Genomic DNA, 15,596 nt, shown 5'->3' with positions numbered 1-15,596 from the left:
ATTGGGATTGCCCTGTTTCTGGTGAACCGCCCCGGGTTTCCCGGAGGCTCCAACTTCTGAGCGGATGGAGCCATGACGAAACGAACAGCCCCTTTTTCGCCCGAGGTGCGCGAGCGCGCGGTGCGGATGGTGCGCGACCATGAGGGCGAGCACGGCTCGCAGTGGTCGGCGATCCAGTCGATAGCCGCCAAGATCGGCTGCTCGGTCGAGACGCTACGGAACTGGGTGCGCCAGTCTGAACGGGATCAAGGTGTGCGACCCGGCCAGACGACGGACGAGCGCGAGCGGATCAAGGCGCTCGAACGGGAGAACCGTGAGCTGCGCCAGGCCAACGAGATCCTGCGCAAGGCGTCGGCGTATTTTGCTTTTGCCGAGCTCGACCGCCGGTCGCGGCCATGATCAGCTTCATCGACGATCATCGGGCAGTCTACGGGGTCGAGCCGATCTGCAGGGTGCTGCCGATCGCCCCGTCGACCTATTACCTGCATGCCGCCCGGCGTGCCGATCCGGACAAGCACCCGGTTCGTGCTCGCAGCGACGCGGCGTTGATGATCGAGATCCAGCGTGTGTTCGAGGCCAACTTCCGCGTCTACGGCGTGCGCAAGATCTGGCGGCAACTGGCCCGGGAGGGGATCTGACCGCGCGATGCACGGTGGCTCGGCTGATGCGCCAGATGGGCTTGGCGGGGGTGGTGCGTGGCAGGACCATGCGCACCACAATCCCCGACCCGGCCGCAGCTTGCCCCCTCGACCGCGTCAACCGTCAGTTCAAGGCTCCGCGGCCGAACGCCTTGTGGGTCAGCGACTTCACGTACGTGGCGACGTGGTCGGGCTTCGTCTACGCGGCCTTCGTCATCAATGTGTTCGCCCGGCGCATCGTCGGTTGGCGGGCCTCACGCAGTGCTCATGCAAGCTTCGTTCTAGATGCTCTTGAGCAGGCACTGCACGAGCGTCGTCCTGGTCAGGGCAGCGGACTGGTGCACCATTCGGACCGTGGCTCGCAATACTTAGCTTTGCGCTACACCGAGCGCTTGGCCGGAGCAGGGATCGAGCCATCGGTCGGCAGCGTCGGCGACTCTTACGACAATGCCCTGGCGGAGACGATCAACGGCCTGTTCAAGGCGGAGATGATCCACCGACGCGGACCCTGGCGCTCCTTCGAGGCCGTCGAGTACGCCACCCTGGAGTGGGTCGACTGGTACAACCACCGTCGCCTGCTCGCGCCGATCGGCAACGTCCCTCCCGCCGAGGCCGAAGCGCGCTATCATGCCAACGTCGGCGGCCAAGCCTTGGCCGCCTGACCCAAGACAAACAGCCTCCGAGATACCCGGGGCGGTTCAAACACGGTGCTGCAACGCGGGACGCCGTGGCAAGCCGAGAAGCCGGCGGCGAAAGCCGCCTGACATGCCCGCGCCGGATCCAGTCTTCAGGGTCCAGATGGCCTGAGAGGACTGCCCGGTCTTGGGAGTGAGACGGACGCGAACGATCTCACCTGCTGCTGGTGTACCATGGGCAGGAGTGTGGGCAAGGCGAAGCTTTGTCCATACTCCTGCCCATCGCTGGGGCAGGCCAGACCGCCGCAAATTCAGGTCGCGCCCAACCAATTTAATGGTTGCTCAGGATGAGGTGGGAGGGTGGGATATTCTCGATCCCGTCCCAGGCCTTGGCAGCAAAACCCGCCTCAATATGATCTTGGGATCACCGCTGCCCGAAGCTCACTTCCTTGAACAGGTCCTTCAGGTGGTGCGGCTGCGAGCGCCAGTACTGCTTCGGCGCCCGGACCTGGGCCCCCAGCTCGGCGGCGGCGTGCCAGGGCCAGCGCGGGTCGTACAGCATCGCGCGGGCGAGCGAGACCGCATCCGCCTTGCCCTCCGCCAGGATGCCTTCCGCCTGGCGCGGCTCGGTGATGAGGCCGACCGCGATGGTGACGAGGTCGGTCGCCGCCCGCACCCGCTCGGCGAAGGGCACCTGATAGCCGGGTCCGATCGCGATCTTCTGCCGGGGTGAGACGCCGCCGGTCGAGACGTGGATGGCCGCGGCGCCCCGCGCCTTCAGGGCTTCGGCGAAGGCGATGGTCTGCTCGACCTCCCAGCCGTCCTCGACCCAGTCCGTCGCCGAGACCCGGGCCCAGACCGGCTGGCCGGCGGGAAACACCTCGCGCACCGCCTCGAACACTTCGAGGGGGAAGCGCATCCGGTTCTCCAGGCTGCCGCCATAGGCGTCGGTCCGCTGGTTCGACAGCGGCGACAGGAACTGGTGCAGCAGGTAGCCGTGCGCGGCGTGGATCTCCGCCGACTCGATGCCGAGGCGGACGGCCCGCCGGGCGGTCGCCGCGAACCCGTCGCGGATGCGCTTCATGTCCTCGCGGTCGAGGGCGCGGGGCGCGACCTCGCCCTCGGCATGGGCGAGCGCCGACGGCGCCTCGGTGAGCCAGCCGCGGGGCGAATCCGGCGCCACCTGATGCCCGCCGCGCCACGGCGGCTCGCTCGAGGCCTTGCGGCCGGCATGGGCAATCTGGATGCAGACCGGCATCGGCGCGTAGTCGCGCACCGCGTCCAGGACACCCGCCAGGGCCCGCTCGGTCCCGTCGTCCCACAGGCCGAGATCGCCGGCCGTGATCCGCGCCTCCGGCGACACGGCGGTGGCCTCCAGCGTCAGGAGCCCGGCACCGGACAGCGCGAGCTGGCCGAGATGCATCATGTGCCAGTCGGTCGCCTCCCCGTCGCGGGCCGAGTACTGGCACATCGGCGCGACGATGATGCGGTTCTCCAGCGCGAGGCCGTCGAGGTGCAGGGGCTGGAACAGGAGGGGTGGGCTCATACGGGTACTCCGGTGCAGGATGACTGCCAGGGTACCGCCAATGTGGCGCGGGGCCGCGGCCCCGGCCAGCGCCGGCGATGCAGGGCGCCTGCGCGCCGCCGGAGCGGCGCGGCGTGCGCCGGCGCACCGCCAATGCCGCCGGTCGCGGGACCGGACCGGACCGGAGAGACGCGCCTACCAGCCGCGGCCGAGGCTCACCGCGATCCGGCTCGGGCGCGTCTCGGCCAGGGCCGCGGTCAGGGCGTTGAGCGCCCGGGTCGCCGCGCCGCGCGTCGCCGCCAGCGACCGGCGCGGCAAGCTCTCGGCCAGGGCCAGCCGCTCGCCGGCGCCCAGCAGGCGCTCGACGAGGCGCAGGACCTTCGGGTCGGTCTCGGTCAGCGCGCAGATGTCGGACAGGGCGCTGCGCAGGGCGTGCATCGTCTCGCGCACCTCCGGGTCCTGCCCGAGGCCGGCCGCCAGATCGGCGAGGCGGAGCTCGATCCTGTCGCGCAGCGCCCTGAGGGGCGCCGGCACCTCGTCCGCGACCGCGATCGCACCGACGCGTGCGGGACGCTGGATGCCGTGGGTATCCGAACCGAGCATGGCGAGTTCTCTAGTCAGATCGACTGTGAGCGCTTGGCCTTGTCATCATGGCAATTCTATGAAATTTTTGCAAGTGCTTGTCTCGTCATGGAAGCCCGAGCATATCGAAATGCCTGCTCTGACCTTGAGTACGCGACCCGCGAATCGGACCGACGAAACATCTGGTTGTATCGAACCGTTGCGTCGGTACGGTCCGCGCAGCATCGACGATCCGCTGTATTCCTTGACTTCACTTGCAAAGCCTCGCTCCGGACCCCGTCGCGGCGGAGCGCTATTGGCCCGGATCGTCATTAAGACTAAATTCCAATTATCTATTGAATAAAAATGAAACAACCGTGTTTTCAGATCCTGTTGTTAAGACAACTTTTGGTTGAGTTCATGGTCCTCTCTCCTGCTTCCGGCCGAATCGAACGATGCCCCTGAGATCAGTCTTCGGCGACCCGTCCGGCACCGCCAGCGAACAGATCCTGTCGGTCCTTCGCGCTGTCCGCCGCCATCTGGCGATGGATGTCGGCTTCATCTCGGAATTCGTCGCGGGTGAGCGCGTCTTCCGCTTCTCGGATGCCGGGGCGGCGCACAACCCGGTGGTCGTCGGCAGCCGTGCCCCGCTCGAGCAGAGCTTCTGCTACTACGTCGCCAAGGGCCTGATGCCCGGCCTGATGCAGGACGCGGCCGAGGATCCGGTGGCGGCGCAGATGACGGCCACGCGCGAGATGCCGGTCGGGGCGCATCTGAGCGTTCCGCTGCGCCACGCCGACGGCGAGACCTACGGGACGGTGTGCTGCTTCAGCTTCACCCCGGACCGCAGCCTCACGACCCGGGACCTCGCCACCCTGCGTCTCTGCGCGGACGTCGTCGAATCCATCCTGTGGAAGTCCCGCGACGCCGCGCGCGAGCGGGAGGCGAAGCACCGGCGCATCGGCGAGGTGATCGCGGCCGAGGCCGTCGAGATGGTGTTCCAGCCGATCTACCGCACGGCCGATGGCGGCCTGGCCGCCTTCGAGGCCCTGGCGCGCTTCGCGCCGAGCCCGGGCAGACATCCTGCGACGCGCTCGGATCCTGCGCGCGAGAACCCCGCGAGCGAGGGCCCCGACGCCTGGTTCGCGGATGCCGCCGAGGTGGGCCTCGGCGAGGAGCTGGAATTCCTCGCCGTGCGCAAGGCCCTGCGCGCGCTGCCCGTCCTGGCGCCCGGGATCAGGCTGTCGCTCAACCTGTCGCCAGCCGCCCTCGCCTCTCCGCGTCTCGCCGAGGCGATGGCGGGCGCGGCCCTCGACCGGGTGGTGATCGAGCTGACCGAGCACGCGGCGGTCGCCTCCTACGAGGCCCTGCGCGCGGTGCTGGAGCCGTATCGGCGCCGGGGTCTAGGCCTCGCCATCGACGATGTCGGGGCCGGCCACGCGACGCTCCGGCACGTCCTCGATCTCGGCCCCGAATTCATCAAGCTCGACATGAGCCTGATCCGGAACATCGACGCGCATTCCGGCCGCCGCGCGCTGGCCGAGGCGCTGACGGGATACGGCCGGCGCATCGGCTGCGAGATCGTCGCCGAGGGCGTGGAGACCGAGGCCGAGTACGCGGTGCTCAAGGGGCTCGGCGTGACGCGGGTGCAGGGCTTCCTGACCGGCCGGCCGATGCCGCTCGCGGCGGCGGCGGCGCTGCCGCTGTCGGCCGCGGGAGCCCTGTCCGCCGCGCAGGCGTGGAGTCGATCCCCGTCCGGGTGAGCGCCTCGGGGGGTCGGCTCAGCCGAGCCCCCGCTCCCGCAGCGCTCCGCCGATCTCCTCGAGCACCGCCGGGTCCTCGATGGTCGGCGGCATCGCCCAGGTCTCGCCGTCGGCGATCTTCTTCATCGTGCCGCGCAGGATCTTGCCCGAGCGGGTCTTCGGCAGCCGCCCGACCGTGAGCGCGAGGCGGAAGGCCGCGACCGGGCCGATCCGCTCGCGCACGAGCGCCACCAGTTCGCGCTCGATCACGTCCGGACCTTGCGCGGCGCCGGCCTTCAGCACCACGAAGCCGCAGGGCGCCTCCCCCTTGAGGGCGTCGCGGATGCCGATCACCGCGCATTCGGCGACGGCGGGGTGGGAGGCCAGCACCTCCTCCATCCCGCCGGTCGAGAGGCGGTGGCCGGCGACGTTGATGATGTCGTCGGTCCGGCCCATCACCGAGACGTAGCCGTCGGCATCGAGGAAGCCGGCATCAGAGGTGTTGTAGTAGCCCGGATAGGCCGTGAGGTAGCTCTCGCGGAACCGCTCGTCCTGCTGCCACAGGGTCGGCAGGGCGCCGGGGGGCAGCGGCAACCTGATCGCGATCGTCCCCATCGTGTCGGGGGGCAGCGGCCTGCCGGATTCGTCGAGCACCTGCACGTCCCAGCCCGGCATCGGCACCGTCGGGCTGCCGTGCTTGACCGGGAGCGCGCCGAGCCCGACCGGGTTGGCGGCGATCGGCCAGCCGGTCTCGGTCTGCCACCAATGGTCGATCACCGGGACGCCGAGGATCCGCTCGGCCCAGGCGACGGTGTCGGGATCGGCCCGCTCGCCGGCGAGAAAGAGGGTGCGGAAGCGCGAGAGGTCGTGGCCCTGCATGAGCCTGGCCTCCGGGTCCTCCTTCTTCACGGCGCGCAAGGCCGTCGGCGCGGTGAACAGGGCGACCGCCCCGGTCTCGGCGATGACGCGCCAGAACGCGCCGGCATCCGGCGTGCCGACCGGCTTGCCCTCGTACAGCACCGTGGTGCAGCCGTGCAGGAGCGGCCCGTAGACGATGTAGGAATGGCCCACCACCCAGCCGACGTCGGAGGCGCACCAGTAGGTCTCGCCGGGGGCGACGCCGTAGAGGTTCGGCATCGACCAGGCCAGCGCCACGAGGTAGCCGCCGGTGTCGCGCACCACCCCCTTCGGCTTGCCGGTGGTGCCCGAGGTGTAGAGCACGTAGAGCGGATCGGTGGCGGCGACCGGCACGCAGGGCGCGGCCCGGCCCGCCGCCTTGGCGGCCGCGACGGCTTGCGCCCAGTCGCGGTCGCGCCCCTCCGTCATCTCGGCCGCCGCTTGCGGCCGCTGCAGGATCAGGCAGGCATCGGGTATGTGGGACGAGAGGCGGCAGGCCTCGTCGAGGAGCGGCTTGTAGGCGACGACCCGGGCCGGCTCGATGCCGCAGGAGGCGGCGAGCACCACCTTCGGGGCGGCGTCCTCGATGCGGGCGGCGAGTTCCCGGGCGGCGAAGCCCCCGAACACCACCGAATGGACGGCGCCGATGCGGGCGCAGGCCAGCATGCCGAACAGGGCCTCCGGCACCATCGGCATGTAGAGCACCACCCGGTCGCCGCGACCGACGCCGAGATCCTGCAGCACGGCGGCGAGCGCCGCGACCTCGCGCAACAGCTCGGCGTAGGTGATCCGGCTTTTCGTCCCGGTGACGGGGGAGTCGTACAGGATCGCCGCCTGGTCGCCCCGGCCTGCCGCGACGTGGCGGTCGACGGCGTTGTGGCAGGCATTGACCTCGGCCCCGACGAACCAGCGGCCGTAGGCGCCCTCCTCGGGGGCGAAGACCCGGGCCGCGGGCGTCACCCAGTCGATCGCCGCGGCGGCCTCCGCCCAGAAGGCCTCCGGGTCGCGCTGCCAGGCGGCGTAGGTGTCCCGGTAGCGGCTCGGTCCCGGCATGGCGTCCCTCTCCTGATCCGCCATCGGCCGGCGGTTGGCCGGATTGTCGAGGACAAGGCGGCGGCGGGCAAGATGGTGCCGCCCCGCGCGGCCGGACCGTCGCGATCGCGGTGCGCCGCGGCGGTGGAGGGGGTCGCGACGAGTGCCCGCTAGGTCGATCCACAATCTTCATCCCACCCACGACCTCATCCTGAGAGCCTGGCTGAGTTGGCCGACCGAATTGCCACCCTCGATGTCATCCCGGGTTCCGCTGCGCGGCCCCTGAATGACGAGGAGAGATATCGCCCTTGGCGCGCGGACTTTATCGCGACCCTCCCCTTTCCCGGACGACTGAAGCATCAGCGGATTAAGCTTCGGGATCCAGGGGAGAAGCGCCGCGGAGCGGCTCCGTATGCTGCACCGTCGCAGGCACAATGACGCTTCGCGACACGTTATGCTGGATCGTTCATCTCCTTCCACTTCGTTTCAGTCGTCCGGGAATGGGGAAGAGCCTGGAATGGATGGTTATAGCCCTGTCCCGTACGATAGCCGGTCGCTCCCGCATACCATGCAGACAGCACCGCACCGCTCGCAAGCAAACCCCACGACAGGACACCATTCGAGACACGCACAAGACGATCGCCGGCACCGGATCCATCCGCCTGAGCCGGCAAACGATAGACCCCCGCGCCACCAAGATCACACTTGGAATTGATGTAAAGTGTAACGATCCCTGATCTTGCATCAAAGGCCAAGCTTGCCCCCGAGATCGTTTCGTGCAGACTGCGCCGCACGCCAGACACGATGCATGGACGGACGCCGACCTGCCGCATGAGCCTGACGACTGCACAGATCCTCGACCTCGCCCCCGATGCCGCGAGCCGCAAGGCCGGGCAGGATCAGGCCAAGCCGGCGAAATGGAGCGGCCTCGGCCGGGCGGGATCCGTGATCTGGGGCGAGATCAAGGGCAGCGGCGCCACGCCCTACCGCACCGTCGCCGACCTCGCCGGGCCGGCCTCGAAATGCACCTGCCCGAGCCGGAAGTTCCCGTGCAAGCACGGCCTCGGCCTGATGCTGGTCGATGCGAGTTCAGCCCTGCCCGGGGCCGAACCGCCGGATTGGGTCGCGGCCTGGGCCAAGGGCCGCGAGAGCCGCGCCGCCGCGGCCGAGACCAAGGCCGCGGCACCGGCCAGGCCCGTCGACGAGAAGGCGCAGGCCAGGCGCCGGCAGGCCCGCGAGGACAAGGTCGCGGCCGCCCTCGACGAGCTGGATCTCTGGCTGCGCGACCTGATGCGCCGGGGGCTGGCCGCCGCCCGCGCCGAACCCTACGCCTTCTGGGACCGCATGGCCGGCCGCCTCGTCGACGGCCAGGCCCCCGGCCTCGCCCGCCGGGTGCGCGCCCTGCCGGGGCTGGTCGCGGCGGCGCCGCAAGCAGGCAGCGCCCGGCCGGAGGCGGCCCTGGGGTTCGCCCTCGGGCGCATCGCGCTCCTCGCCCGCGCCGCCCGCCGCCTCGACGCCCTGGCGCCGGAGGCTGCGGCGGGGGTGCGCGCCGCGCTCGGCTACCCCGTCACCGCCGAGGAGATGGCGACGCGGCCGGACCACACCGACGACTGGGCGGTGCTGGCCCACGCGGTCGAGGAGGAGGACCGGCTGACCGCCCGCTCGGTCTGGCTCGTCGGCCGCCGCACCGGCGCCCTGGCGCAGGTGCTCGATTACGGCACCGCCGGCGCGCCCCTGCCGCCGGCCCCCGCCGCCGGCCAGGACTTTTGCGGAGCGCTCGCCTTCCAGCCCGGCGACCCGCCCCTGCGGGCGGTGTTTCGCGACGGCCGCGCCGGTCCGGCGGCGGAGCCCGTCCTGCCGGGTGCCGGTAGCGTCGCGGCGGCGCGGGACGCCTTCGCGGCCGTGCTCGCCCGCGCGCCCTGGACCGAACGCTGGCCGGTGCGCCTCGCGGGCGTGCGGCTCGGCCGGCTGCCGGGCGCGGGCGCCTTCGCGGCCGGCGACGCGACCGGCTGCCTGCCGCTGCGCGGCGATCCGCGCCTGCCGAGCCTGCTCGCGGTCGCGGGCGGGCGCCCGGTCGACCTGTTCGGCCTGCATGACGGCCACGGCCTCGCGCCCCTGGCCCTCGCGGCCGGCGGGCGCCTCTACGCGATGCCCGCGGAGGCGTCGCAGGCGGTCCTCCTGCAGGTGGCGTGAGGCTGAGCGATCCGACCATGACGGACACCACCGACCTCGCCGCCGACGGCTGGGAGCCGATCCTCGCCGCCGCGCTCCTCGGCGCCGAGCGCGCGCCGCCCGCCCTGCCCGGCTCCCTCGCGGACTTCGTGATGGAGACCGATCCCGGCAGCGCCCTGCTGGCGCGCCTCGCCCTGCACGGGATTCACCACCTCGCCGGGCTCGACCTCGCGGCCGACGCGATGGAGCCGATCGGGCCGCGGGAGCCGGCCGGCCCCGAATGTCCGCCGGCCGCCGCGAACCGGCTCTACGCCCTCCTCACCGGCGGCTACCCCGCCCGCGAGCGCCTGCGCGAGTGGTTCGACCTCGCGGCCGATGCGGGGATGCGCCCGCCCGCCTGGCTGCACCAGGCCCTGATGCGCCACGCCGAGCACCTGCCGGAGACGGCTCGCGCCGTCGCCGGCGCCGAACTCGACTGGCTCGCCAACGCCTGCGGCGAGGCCAAGGCCGCGGAATCGGACGCCGGCGACTGGACCGAGGGCTCTCTCGCCGCGCGCCGCGCCGCCTTCGCGGCCTTCCGCGCCCGCGACCCGGAGGGCGCGCGGACGGCGCTGGAGGCGGTCTTCCGCAAGGAGAAGGCCGATTTCCGCGAGGCCCTGGTCGGCGCCCTGTGGACCGGCTTGTCCCCGGCCGACGAGCCCTTCCTCGAAGCCTGCCTCGACGACCGGGCCGGGGGCGTGCGCCAGGCCGCGCAGCGCCTGCTGCCGCGTCTCCCCGGCTCGCCCTACGCCTCGCGCATGGCGGTGCGGGCGACCACAGCCCTCGTCATCACGAGCAAGAGCCGGCTCCTGCGGAGCGCGACGCACGAGCTGGCCGTGACCCTGCCGGAGGAATCCCCCACGCTCGCCCGCGACGGGGTCGAGCCCCATGCCTGGGAGCGGCGCGGCGGTGGCGTCCGGGCCGGGCTCCTGCGGGACATCCTGGCGCGCGCGCCGCTCCACGCCTTCGCGACGCATCCGCCGCGGCTCTGGTTCGAGCTGGCCCTGCGCAGCGAATGGGCCGAGCCGATCGTCCAGGGGTTGTTCTCGGCCGTCGCGCGCGAGGGCGATACGGCCTGGGCGAGGGACATCGCCGATCTCCTGGCCGAGGCCTACGAGGGCAAGGTGTCGGGCCTGCGCCGCAGCAACGAGCTTCTCGGCCGCTGGGTCCAGGCCCTCGACCTCCTGCCCGGGCCCGAATGGGAGGCGCGGGTCACCGAGCTGATCCGCGCCCGCAAGATCGAGGTGGTGCTGGCGGTGCTGGCGAAGGGCCCGGACGCCTTCTCCGAGCGGTTCAGCGCCGCGCTGGTCGACTGGCTCGCCTTCGTCACCCGCGGCTCCGAGAGCCTGCGGCGCGACCTGGCGAAGCCCTGGGTGATCGCCCGCCTCGGCGAGCGGCTGTGGCCGGGCGAGGACATCGCCGCGACCGCGGCGGCCCTCGCCGCGCGGCTGCCGGAGGACGAGGGCAACGACCGCCTGCGCCAGCAGATGACCAGCCTCGCCGAGACGCTGGACCTGCGCGTCGCGATCCGGCGCGAATTCGAGACCCCGAATCCAAGACCCATTGAGGAGACCGCCCGAGGATGACGTCGACCAAAGCCGCACAACTCCGTCAAGCCGCCGAGGACGCCTTCGCCGAGGAGATCGCCGCCCTGCGCGAGGCCGACGACCGGCCGCGCCCGCCGAACTGGCAGATGTCGCCGCAGGCCGTCGTCACCTACCTGCTCGGCGGCACGCTGGCCTCCGGGCAGACGATCACCCCGAAATACATCGGCGACCGGCGCCTGATGGAGGTCGCGGTGGCGACGCTCGCCACCGACCGGGCGCTCCTGCTGCTCGGCGTGCCCGGCACCGCCAAGAGCTGGGTCAGCGAGCACCTCGCGGCGGCGATCTGCGGCACGTCGCGGCTGATCGTCCAGGGCACCGCCGGCACCAGCGAGGAGGCGATCCGCTACGGCTGGAACTACGCGCTGCTGCTGGCCAAGGGGCCGAGCCGCGAGGCGGTGGTGGCCTCGCCGGTGATGCGGGCGATGGACGAGGGCCGCATCGCCCGGGTCGAGGAGCTGACCCGCATCCCCTCGGAGACGCAGGACAGCTTCATCACCGTCCTGTCGGAGAAAACCCTGCCGATCCCCGAGCTGAACGAGGAGGTGGCGGCGCAGAAGGGCTTCAACCTCATCGCGACGGCGAACAACCGGGATCGCGGCGTCAACGAATTGTCGAGCGCCCTCAAGCGCCGCTTCAACACCGTGGTGCTGCCCCCACCCGCGACGATCGAGGCGGAGATCGCCATCGTCGAGAGCCGCGTCGCCTCCCTCGGCCGTGCCTTCGAGATCCCGGCCGAGCCGCCGGGCGCCGACCAGATCCGCCGCGTCGTCACGATCTTCCGCGAGTTGCGCGAGGGCGTGACGGTGGACGGCAAGAGCAAGGTCAAGCAGCCCTCGGGCACGCTCTCGACGGCGGAGGCGATCAGCGTCGTCGGCAGCGGGCTGGCGCTGGCGGCGCATTTCGGCGACGGCCGTCTCTCGGCGGGCGACCTCGTCTCGGGCATCTCCGGTGCGGTGGTGAAGGATCCGGTGCAGGACGCGATCGTCTGGCGCGAATACCTCGAGACCGTGGTCAAGGAGCGCGACGGCTGGAAGGATTTTTACAAGGCCGCCCGCGCGAGCGCGTGAGCTGAAGCGATGCCCGATATCCGCCTCTTCGGCATCCGCCATCACGGCCCCGGCTCGGCCCGCTCGCTCCGGGCGGCTTTGGCCGATTTCGCGCCCGACTGCCTCCTGATCGAGGGACCGCCGGATGCCGACGCGCTGATCCCCCTCGTCGCCCACGAGGCGATGGCGCCGCCGGTGGCGCTCCTCGTCTACCGGCCCGACCGGCCGCGCGACTGCGCGTTCTTCCCCTTCGCGGCCTTCTCGCCCGAATGGGTGGCGATGCGCTACGGCCTCTCCGCCGGGGCGACCATCCGCTTCATCGACCTGCCGCACGCGGTCCAGCTCGCCGACGGCTTTTGCGCGAGCCCCGAGGGCGCCCCTCTCGACGGGGAGCCGGTCGCCGAGGCCGCGGCGGAGCCGGGCCAACCATCGCCGGCCCCGGCCGCGATCCGCCGCGACCCCTTGGGCGAGCTCGCCGCCGCCGCCGGCTACCCGGACGGCGAGCGCTGGTGGGACGCCCTGGTGGAGAGCCGGGCCGGCGCCGACGGCGACGTGTTCGCGGCGATCGGCGAGGCGATGGGCGCCCTGCGCGAGGTCCCCGACCCCGACCCGGAGGACGCATTCCGCGAGGAGGCCCGCGAGGCCCATATGCGGACGGCGATCCGCAAGGCCGCCAAGGAGGAGTTTTCGCGGATCGCCGTGATCTGCGGCGCCTGGCACGTGCCGGCTTTGGCCCGCTACGACGCCAAGGGCCAGGCCTCCGCCGACACCGCGACGCTCAAGGGGCTGCCGAAGACCAAGGTCGCGGCCGCCTGGGCGCCGTGGTCCTACGAGCGGCTGGCGACCGCCTCCGGCTACCGCGCCGGGGTGCTCTCGCCCGAATGGTACGACACGCTCTGGCACCACGAGGAGCGGGTCGCCGCCCGCTGGCTCGCCCGCGCCGCCGCACTCCTGCGCGAGGAGGACCTCGACGCCTCTCCGGCCTCGGTGATCGAGGCGGCGCGCCTCGCCGAGGCGCTGGCGGCGTTCCGCGGCCGCGCCCGCCCCTCCCTCGACGACCTCGACGAGGCGGTGCAGGCGACGCTCTGCTTCGCTGATCCGGCACCGATGGGGCTGATTCGCGCCAAGCTCGTCATCGGCGAGCGCCTCGGCGCCACCCCGCCCGACAGCCCCGGCACGCCGGTGGAGGCGGATTTCGAGGCGCAATGCAAGCGCCTGCGCCTGAAGCCCGGGGCGGCCGCCGGCGACCTCGTCCTCGACCTGCGCAAGGAGACCGACCTCGCCCGCAGCCACTTCCTCAACCGGCTGGCGCTGATCGGCGTGCCCTGGGGCACCCGGCGCGAGGCGCGCGGGCGCGGCACCTTCAAGGAGGCGTGGTTCCTCGCCTGGCAGCCGGACTGGGTGGTGGAGCTGGTGGCGGCCTCGGCCGAGGGCGGCACCGTCGCGGAGGCCGCCGCCTCCCGGGTGAGGACCCGGGCCCGGGGCGCGCAGCGCGTCGCCGATTTGTCGGGCCTGATCGGCACGCTCCTCGACGCCGACCTGCCCGAGGCGACCGCCCAGGTGGTCCGCGCCCTCGACGACCGCGCCGCGGTCTCGGCCGACGTGTTCGACCTCATGGACGCCCTGCCGGCGCTCGCCGATCTCGCCCGCTACGGCTCGGTGCGCTCCTCCGACACCGCGCCCGTGCTGGCGCTCGTGCGCGGCCTCGTACCCCGCGCCGCCGCCGGCCTCGTCGCCGCCTGCCAGAGCCTCGACGATGACGCGGCGAAGGCCGCCAAGCAGCGCATCGTCGCCGTCTCGGGGGCGGTCGCGCTGCTCGAGGATCCGGAACTCAAGGCGACCTGGCAGGAGGCCCTGCGGGCGCTGGCCGACCAGGATCACGTCCACGGCCGCGTCGTCGGCCGCGCCGTGCGCCTGCTGTTCGACGAGCGCGCCATCGCCGCGGAGGAGGCCGGCACGCGCCTGCGCCTCGCCCTGTCGCGGGCGGCGGGCGCGGTGCCGGCCGCCGCCTGGATCGAGGGCTTTTTGGAAGAGAGCGGCACCGTCCTGATCCACGGCCAGGGCCTGCTCGGCATCGTCGACGACTGGCTCTCGAACCTCGATGAGGCCCTGTTCACCGAGTTGCTGCCGCTGGTGCGCCGCACCTTCGCGACCCTCTTCCCGGCCGAGCGCCGGGCGGTCGGCGAGGCCCTGGCGCGTCCGGGCGGCACGGCAATTGGGGCGGAAGGGCCGGAGGGCTTCGATGCCCGCCGCGCGGCGAGCGTGCTGCCGATCCTGCGCCTGCTGCTCGGGCCCGAACCCGCCGAAACCTCCGCCGAGACGGGAGACGCCGCATGAGCGAGACCGACCGCCTGCGCCGCTGGCGCCTCGTCCTCGGCGGGGGCGCGGCGGAGGGGACCGGCTGCTCTTTGGGCGAGCGCGACCAGCGCCTCGACCGGGCACTCGGCGCCCTCTATGATTCCGACCGCAAGGGGGGCTTGGGGGCCTCCGCTCCCTCCGTGCCGCGCTGGCTCGGCGACATCCGCGACTACTTTCCGGCCTCGGTCGTGCAGGTGATGCAGCGCGACGCCTTCGAGCGCCTCGACCTCAAGCGGATGCTGACCGAGCCGGAGATGCTGGAGGCGCTCCAGCCCGACGTGAACCTCGTCTCGACCCTGATCTCGATGCGCGGCCTGCTCGGCGGGCGCACCAGGGAGACCGCGCGCCTCGTGGTGCGCAAGGTGGTGGACGAACTCATGAAGCGGCTGGAGGAGCCGCTGCGCCAGGCGGTGACTGGGGCGATCGACCGCGCCAGCATCAACCGCCGTCCACGCCACGCCGAGATCGACTGGCACCGCACCATCCGGGCGAACCTGCGCCACTATCAGGCCGAGTACCGCACCATCATCCCGGAGACGCGGCTGGGCCACGGCCGCAAGAGCCGCGGCTCGCTGAAGGACGTGATCCTGTGCATCGACCAGTCCGGCTCGATGGCAAATTCCGTGGTCTATTCCAGCATCTTCGGGGCGGTGATGGCCTCCCTGCCCGCGGTCTCGACCCGGCTCGTGGTGTTCGACACCCAGGTCGTCGACCTCACCGACGCGATGGACGATCCGGTCGAGGTGCTGTTCTCGGTCCAGCTCGGCGGCGGCACCGACATCAACCGGGCGATCGGCTACTGCGCCTCCCGCATCACCCGGCCCGAGGACACGGTGCTGGTGCTGATCTCCGACCTCTACGAGGGCGGGGTCGAGGCCGGATTGCTGGCGCAGGCGCAACGCCTCGTCGCGGCCGGGGTGCAGGTGGTGGCCCTGCTGGCGCTCTCCGACGAGGGCGCGCCGGCTTACGACCGGGCGCTCGCCGCCCGCCTCGCCGGCCTCGGCGTCCCCGCCTTCGCCTGCACGCCCGACCTCTTCCCCGACATGATGGCGGCGGCGATCCGCAAGCAGGATCTCGGGGCGTGGGCGGCGGAGGCCGGGATCGCGGCGGTGCCGGCGGTGGGGGGTGACGGGGTGGCGTAGGGCCGCCGACGAGGCCGAAAGGGAACGACGGCCAGTCTCGCTCTTCGAGAGTCAGTTCACTCGCTCAACAGCCCTGAAACCCTCCGTGTCATTCCGGGGCCGCGCAGCGGAGCCCGGAATCCAGAACCGCGGATGGTTCAGGATAAAGCGGAGCCGGTCGTGATTTCTTCTGAAACACCTGAGTTTCTGGATTCCGGGCTCC

General features: G+C 72.0%; 9 protein-coding genes, 1 pseudogene and 1 other annotated feature. Of the genes and pseudogenes, 7 read left to right on the top strand and 3 right to left on the bottom strand.

Annotated elements, in window-relative coordinates:
* The first annotated feature begins 72 nt into the window (after positions 1 to 72).
* Positions 73 to 1,300 (top strand): annotated as a pseudogene (locus BM430_RS27240) (IS3 family transposase).
* Positions 354 to 470: a sequence feature (AL1L pseudoknot), on the top strand. Its footprint overlaps the pseudogene before it by 117 nt.
* A gap of 397 nt (positions 1,301 to 1,697) precedes the next feature.
* Here BM430_RS27240 and BM430_RS27235 read toward each other — a convergent pair.
* Both BM430_RS27235 and BM430_RS27230 read right to left on the bottom strand, forming a co-directional pair.
* Positions 1,698 to 2,819 (bottom strand): NADH:flavin oxidoreductase/NADH oxidase, encoded by a 1,122-nt coding sequence (locus tag BM430_RS27235; protein ID WP_093570374.1) that lies wholly within the window; start codon positions 2,817 to 2,819, stop codon positions 1,698 to 1,700.
* Between the two features lie 174 nt (positions 2,820 to 2,993).
* On the bottom strand, positions 2,994 to 3,401 hold the full coding sequence (locus BM430_RS27230) for a hypothetical protein (protein ID WP_093570373.1): 408 nt from the start codon (positions 3,399 to 3,401) through the stop codon (positions 2,994 to 2,996).
* Between the two features lie 413 nt (positions 3,402 to 3,814).
* On the opposite strand from BM430_RS27230, the gene BM430_RS27225 reads away from it, so the two are divergent.
* Positions 3,815 to 5,122, top strand: a complete 1,308-nt coding sequence (locus BM430_RS27225; RefSeq protein ID WP_093570372.1) for a sensor domain-containing phosphodiesterase — start codon at positions 3,815 to 3,817, stop codon at positions 5,120 to 5,122.
* 18 nt (positions 5,123 to 5,140) lie between these two features.
* Here BM430_RS27225 and BM430_RS27220 read toward each other — a convergent pair whose 3' ends face one another.
* Complete coding sequence (locus BM430_RS27220) at positions 5,141 to 7,051, bottom strand: propionyl-CoA synthetase (protein WP_093570371.1); 1,911 nt, start codon at positions 7,049 to 7,051, stop codon at positions 5,141 to 5,143.
* 810 nt (positions 7,052 to 7,861) lie between these two features.
* On the opposite strand from BM430_RS27220, the gene BM430_RS27215 reads away from it, so the two are divergent.
* The 5 genes from BM430_RS27215 to BM430_RS27195 are packed head-to-tail and all read left to right on the top strand — an operon-like array spanning position 7,862 to position 15,394.
* Complete coding sequence (locus tag BM430_RS27215) at positions 7,862 to 9,223, top strand: SWIM zinc finger family protein (protein ID WP_093570370.1); 1,362 nt, start codon at positions 7,862 to 7,864, stop codon at positions 9,221 to 9,223.
* Positions 9,224 to 9,240: 17 nt separating this feature from the next.
* Complete coding sequence (locus BM430_RS27210) at positions 9,241 to 10,827, top strand: DUF5691 domain-containing protein (RefSeq protein WP_093570369.1); 1,587 nt, start codon at positions 9,241 to 9,243, stop codon at positions 10,825 to 10,827.
* Positions 10,824 to 11,915 (top strand): ATP-binding protein, encoded by a 1,092-nt coding sequence (locus tag BM430_RS27205; protein ID WP_093570368.1) that lies wholly within the window; start codon positions 10,824 to 10,826, stop codon positions 11,913 to 11,915. Before BM430_RS27210 ends, BM430_RS27205 begins: the two co-directional genes overlap by 4 nt.
* A 9-nt stretch (positions 11,916 to 11,924) precedes the next feature.
* Positions 11,925 to 14,231: a DUF5682 family protein gene (locus BM430_RS27200; RefSeq protein WP_093570367.1), complete on the top strand. Its 2,307-nt coding sequence runs from the start codon at positions 11,925 to 11,927 to the stop codon at positions 14,229 to 14,231.
* Positions 14,228 to 15,394 (top strand): VWA domain-containing protein, encoded by a 1,167-nt coding sequence (locus tag BM430_RS27195; protein WP_093570366.1) that lies wholly within the window; start codon positions 14,228 to 14,230, stop codon positions 15,392 to 15,394. Before BM430_RS27200 ends, BM430_RS27195 begins: the two co-directional genes overlap by 4 nt.
* The last annotated feature ends 202 nt before the right edge of the window (positions 15,395 to 15,596 follow it).

Source organism: Methylobacterium sp. 174MFSha1.1, from assembly GCF_900116815.1.
Classification (GTDB): Bacteria; Pseudomonadota; Alphaproteobacteria; order Rhizobiales; family Beijerinckiaceae; genus Methylobacterium.
The sequence above is the reverse complement of the archived record's forward strand: the minus strand, read 5'-3'. Positions and strand labels throughout refer to the sequence as shown.

Coding starts and splice junctions, on each gene's coding strand:
- BM430_RS27225 (WP_093570372.1), top strand. CDS start 3,815: ATGCCCCTGAGATCAGTCTTCGGCGACCCGTCCGGCACCGCCAGCGAA.
- BM430_RS27220 (WP_093570371.1), bottom strand. CDS start 7,051: ATGCCGGGACCGAGCCGCTACCGGGACACCTACGCCGCCTGGCAGCGC.
- BM430_RS27205 (WP_093570368.1), top strand. CDS start 10,824: ATGACGTCGACCAAAGCCGCACAACTCCGTCAAGCCGCCGAGGACGCC.
- BM430_RS27235 (WP_093570374.1), bottom strand. CDS start 2,819: ATGAGCCCACCCCTCCTGTTCCAGCCCCTGCACCTCGACGGCCTCGCG.
- BM430_RS27230 (WP_093570373.1), bottom strand. CDS start 3,401: ATGCTCGGTTCGGATACCCACGGCATCCAGCGTCCCGCACGCGTCGGT.
- BM430_RS27215 (WP_093570370.1), top strand. CDS start 7,862: ATGAGCCTGACGACTGCACAGATCCTCGACCTCGCCCCCGATGCCGCG.
- BM430_RS27195 (WP_093570366.1), top strand. CDS start 14,228: ATGAGCGAGACCGACCGCCTGCGCCGCTGGCGCCTCGTCCTCGGCGGG.
- BM430_RS27200 (WP_093570367.1), top strand. CDS start 11,925: ATGCCCGATATCCGCCTCTTCGGCATCCGCCATCACGGCCCCGGCTCG.
- BM430_RS27210 (WP_093570369.1), top strand. CDS start 9,241: ATGACGGACACCACCGACCTCGCCGCCGACGGCTGGGAGCCGATCCTC.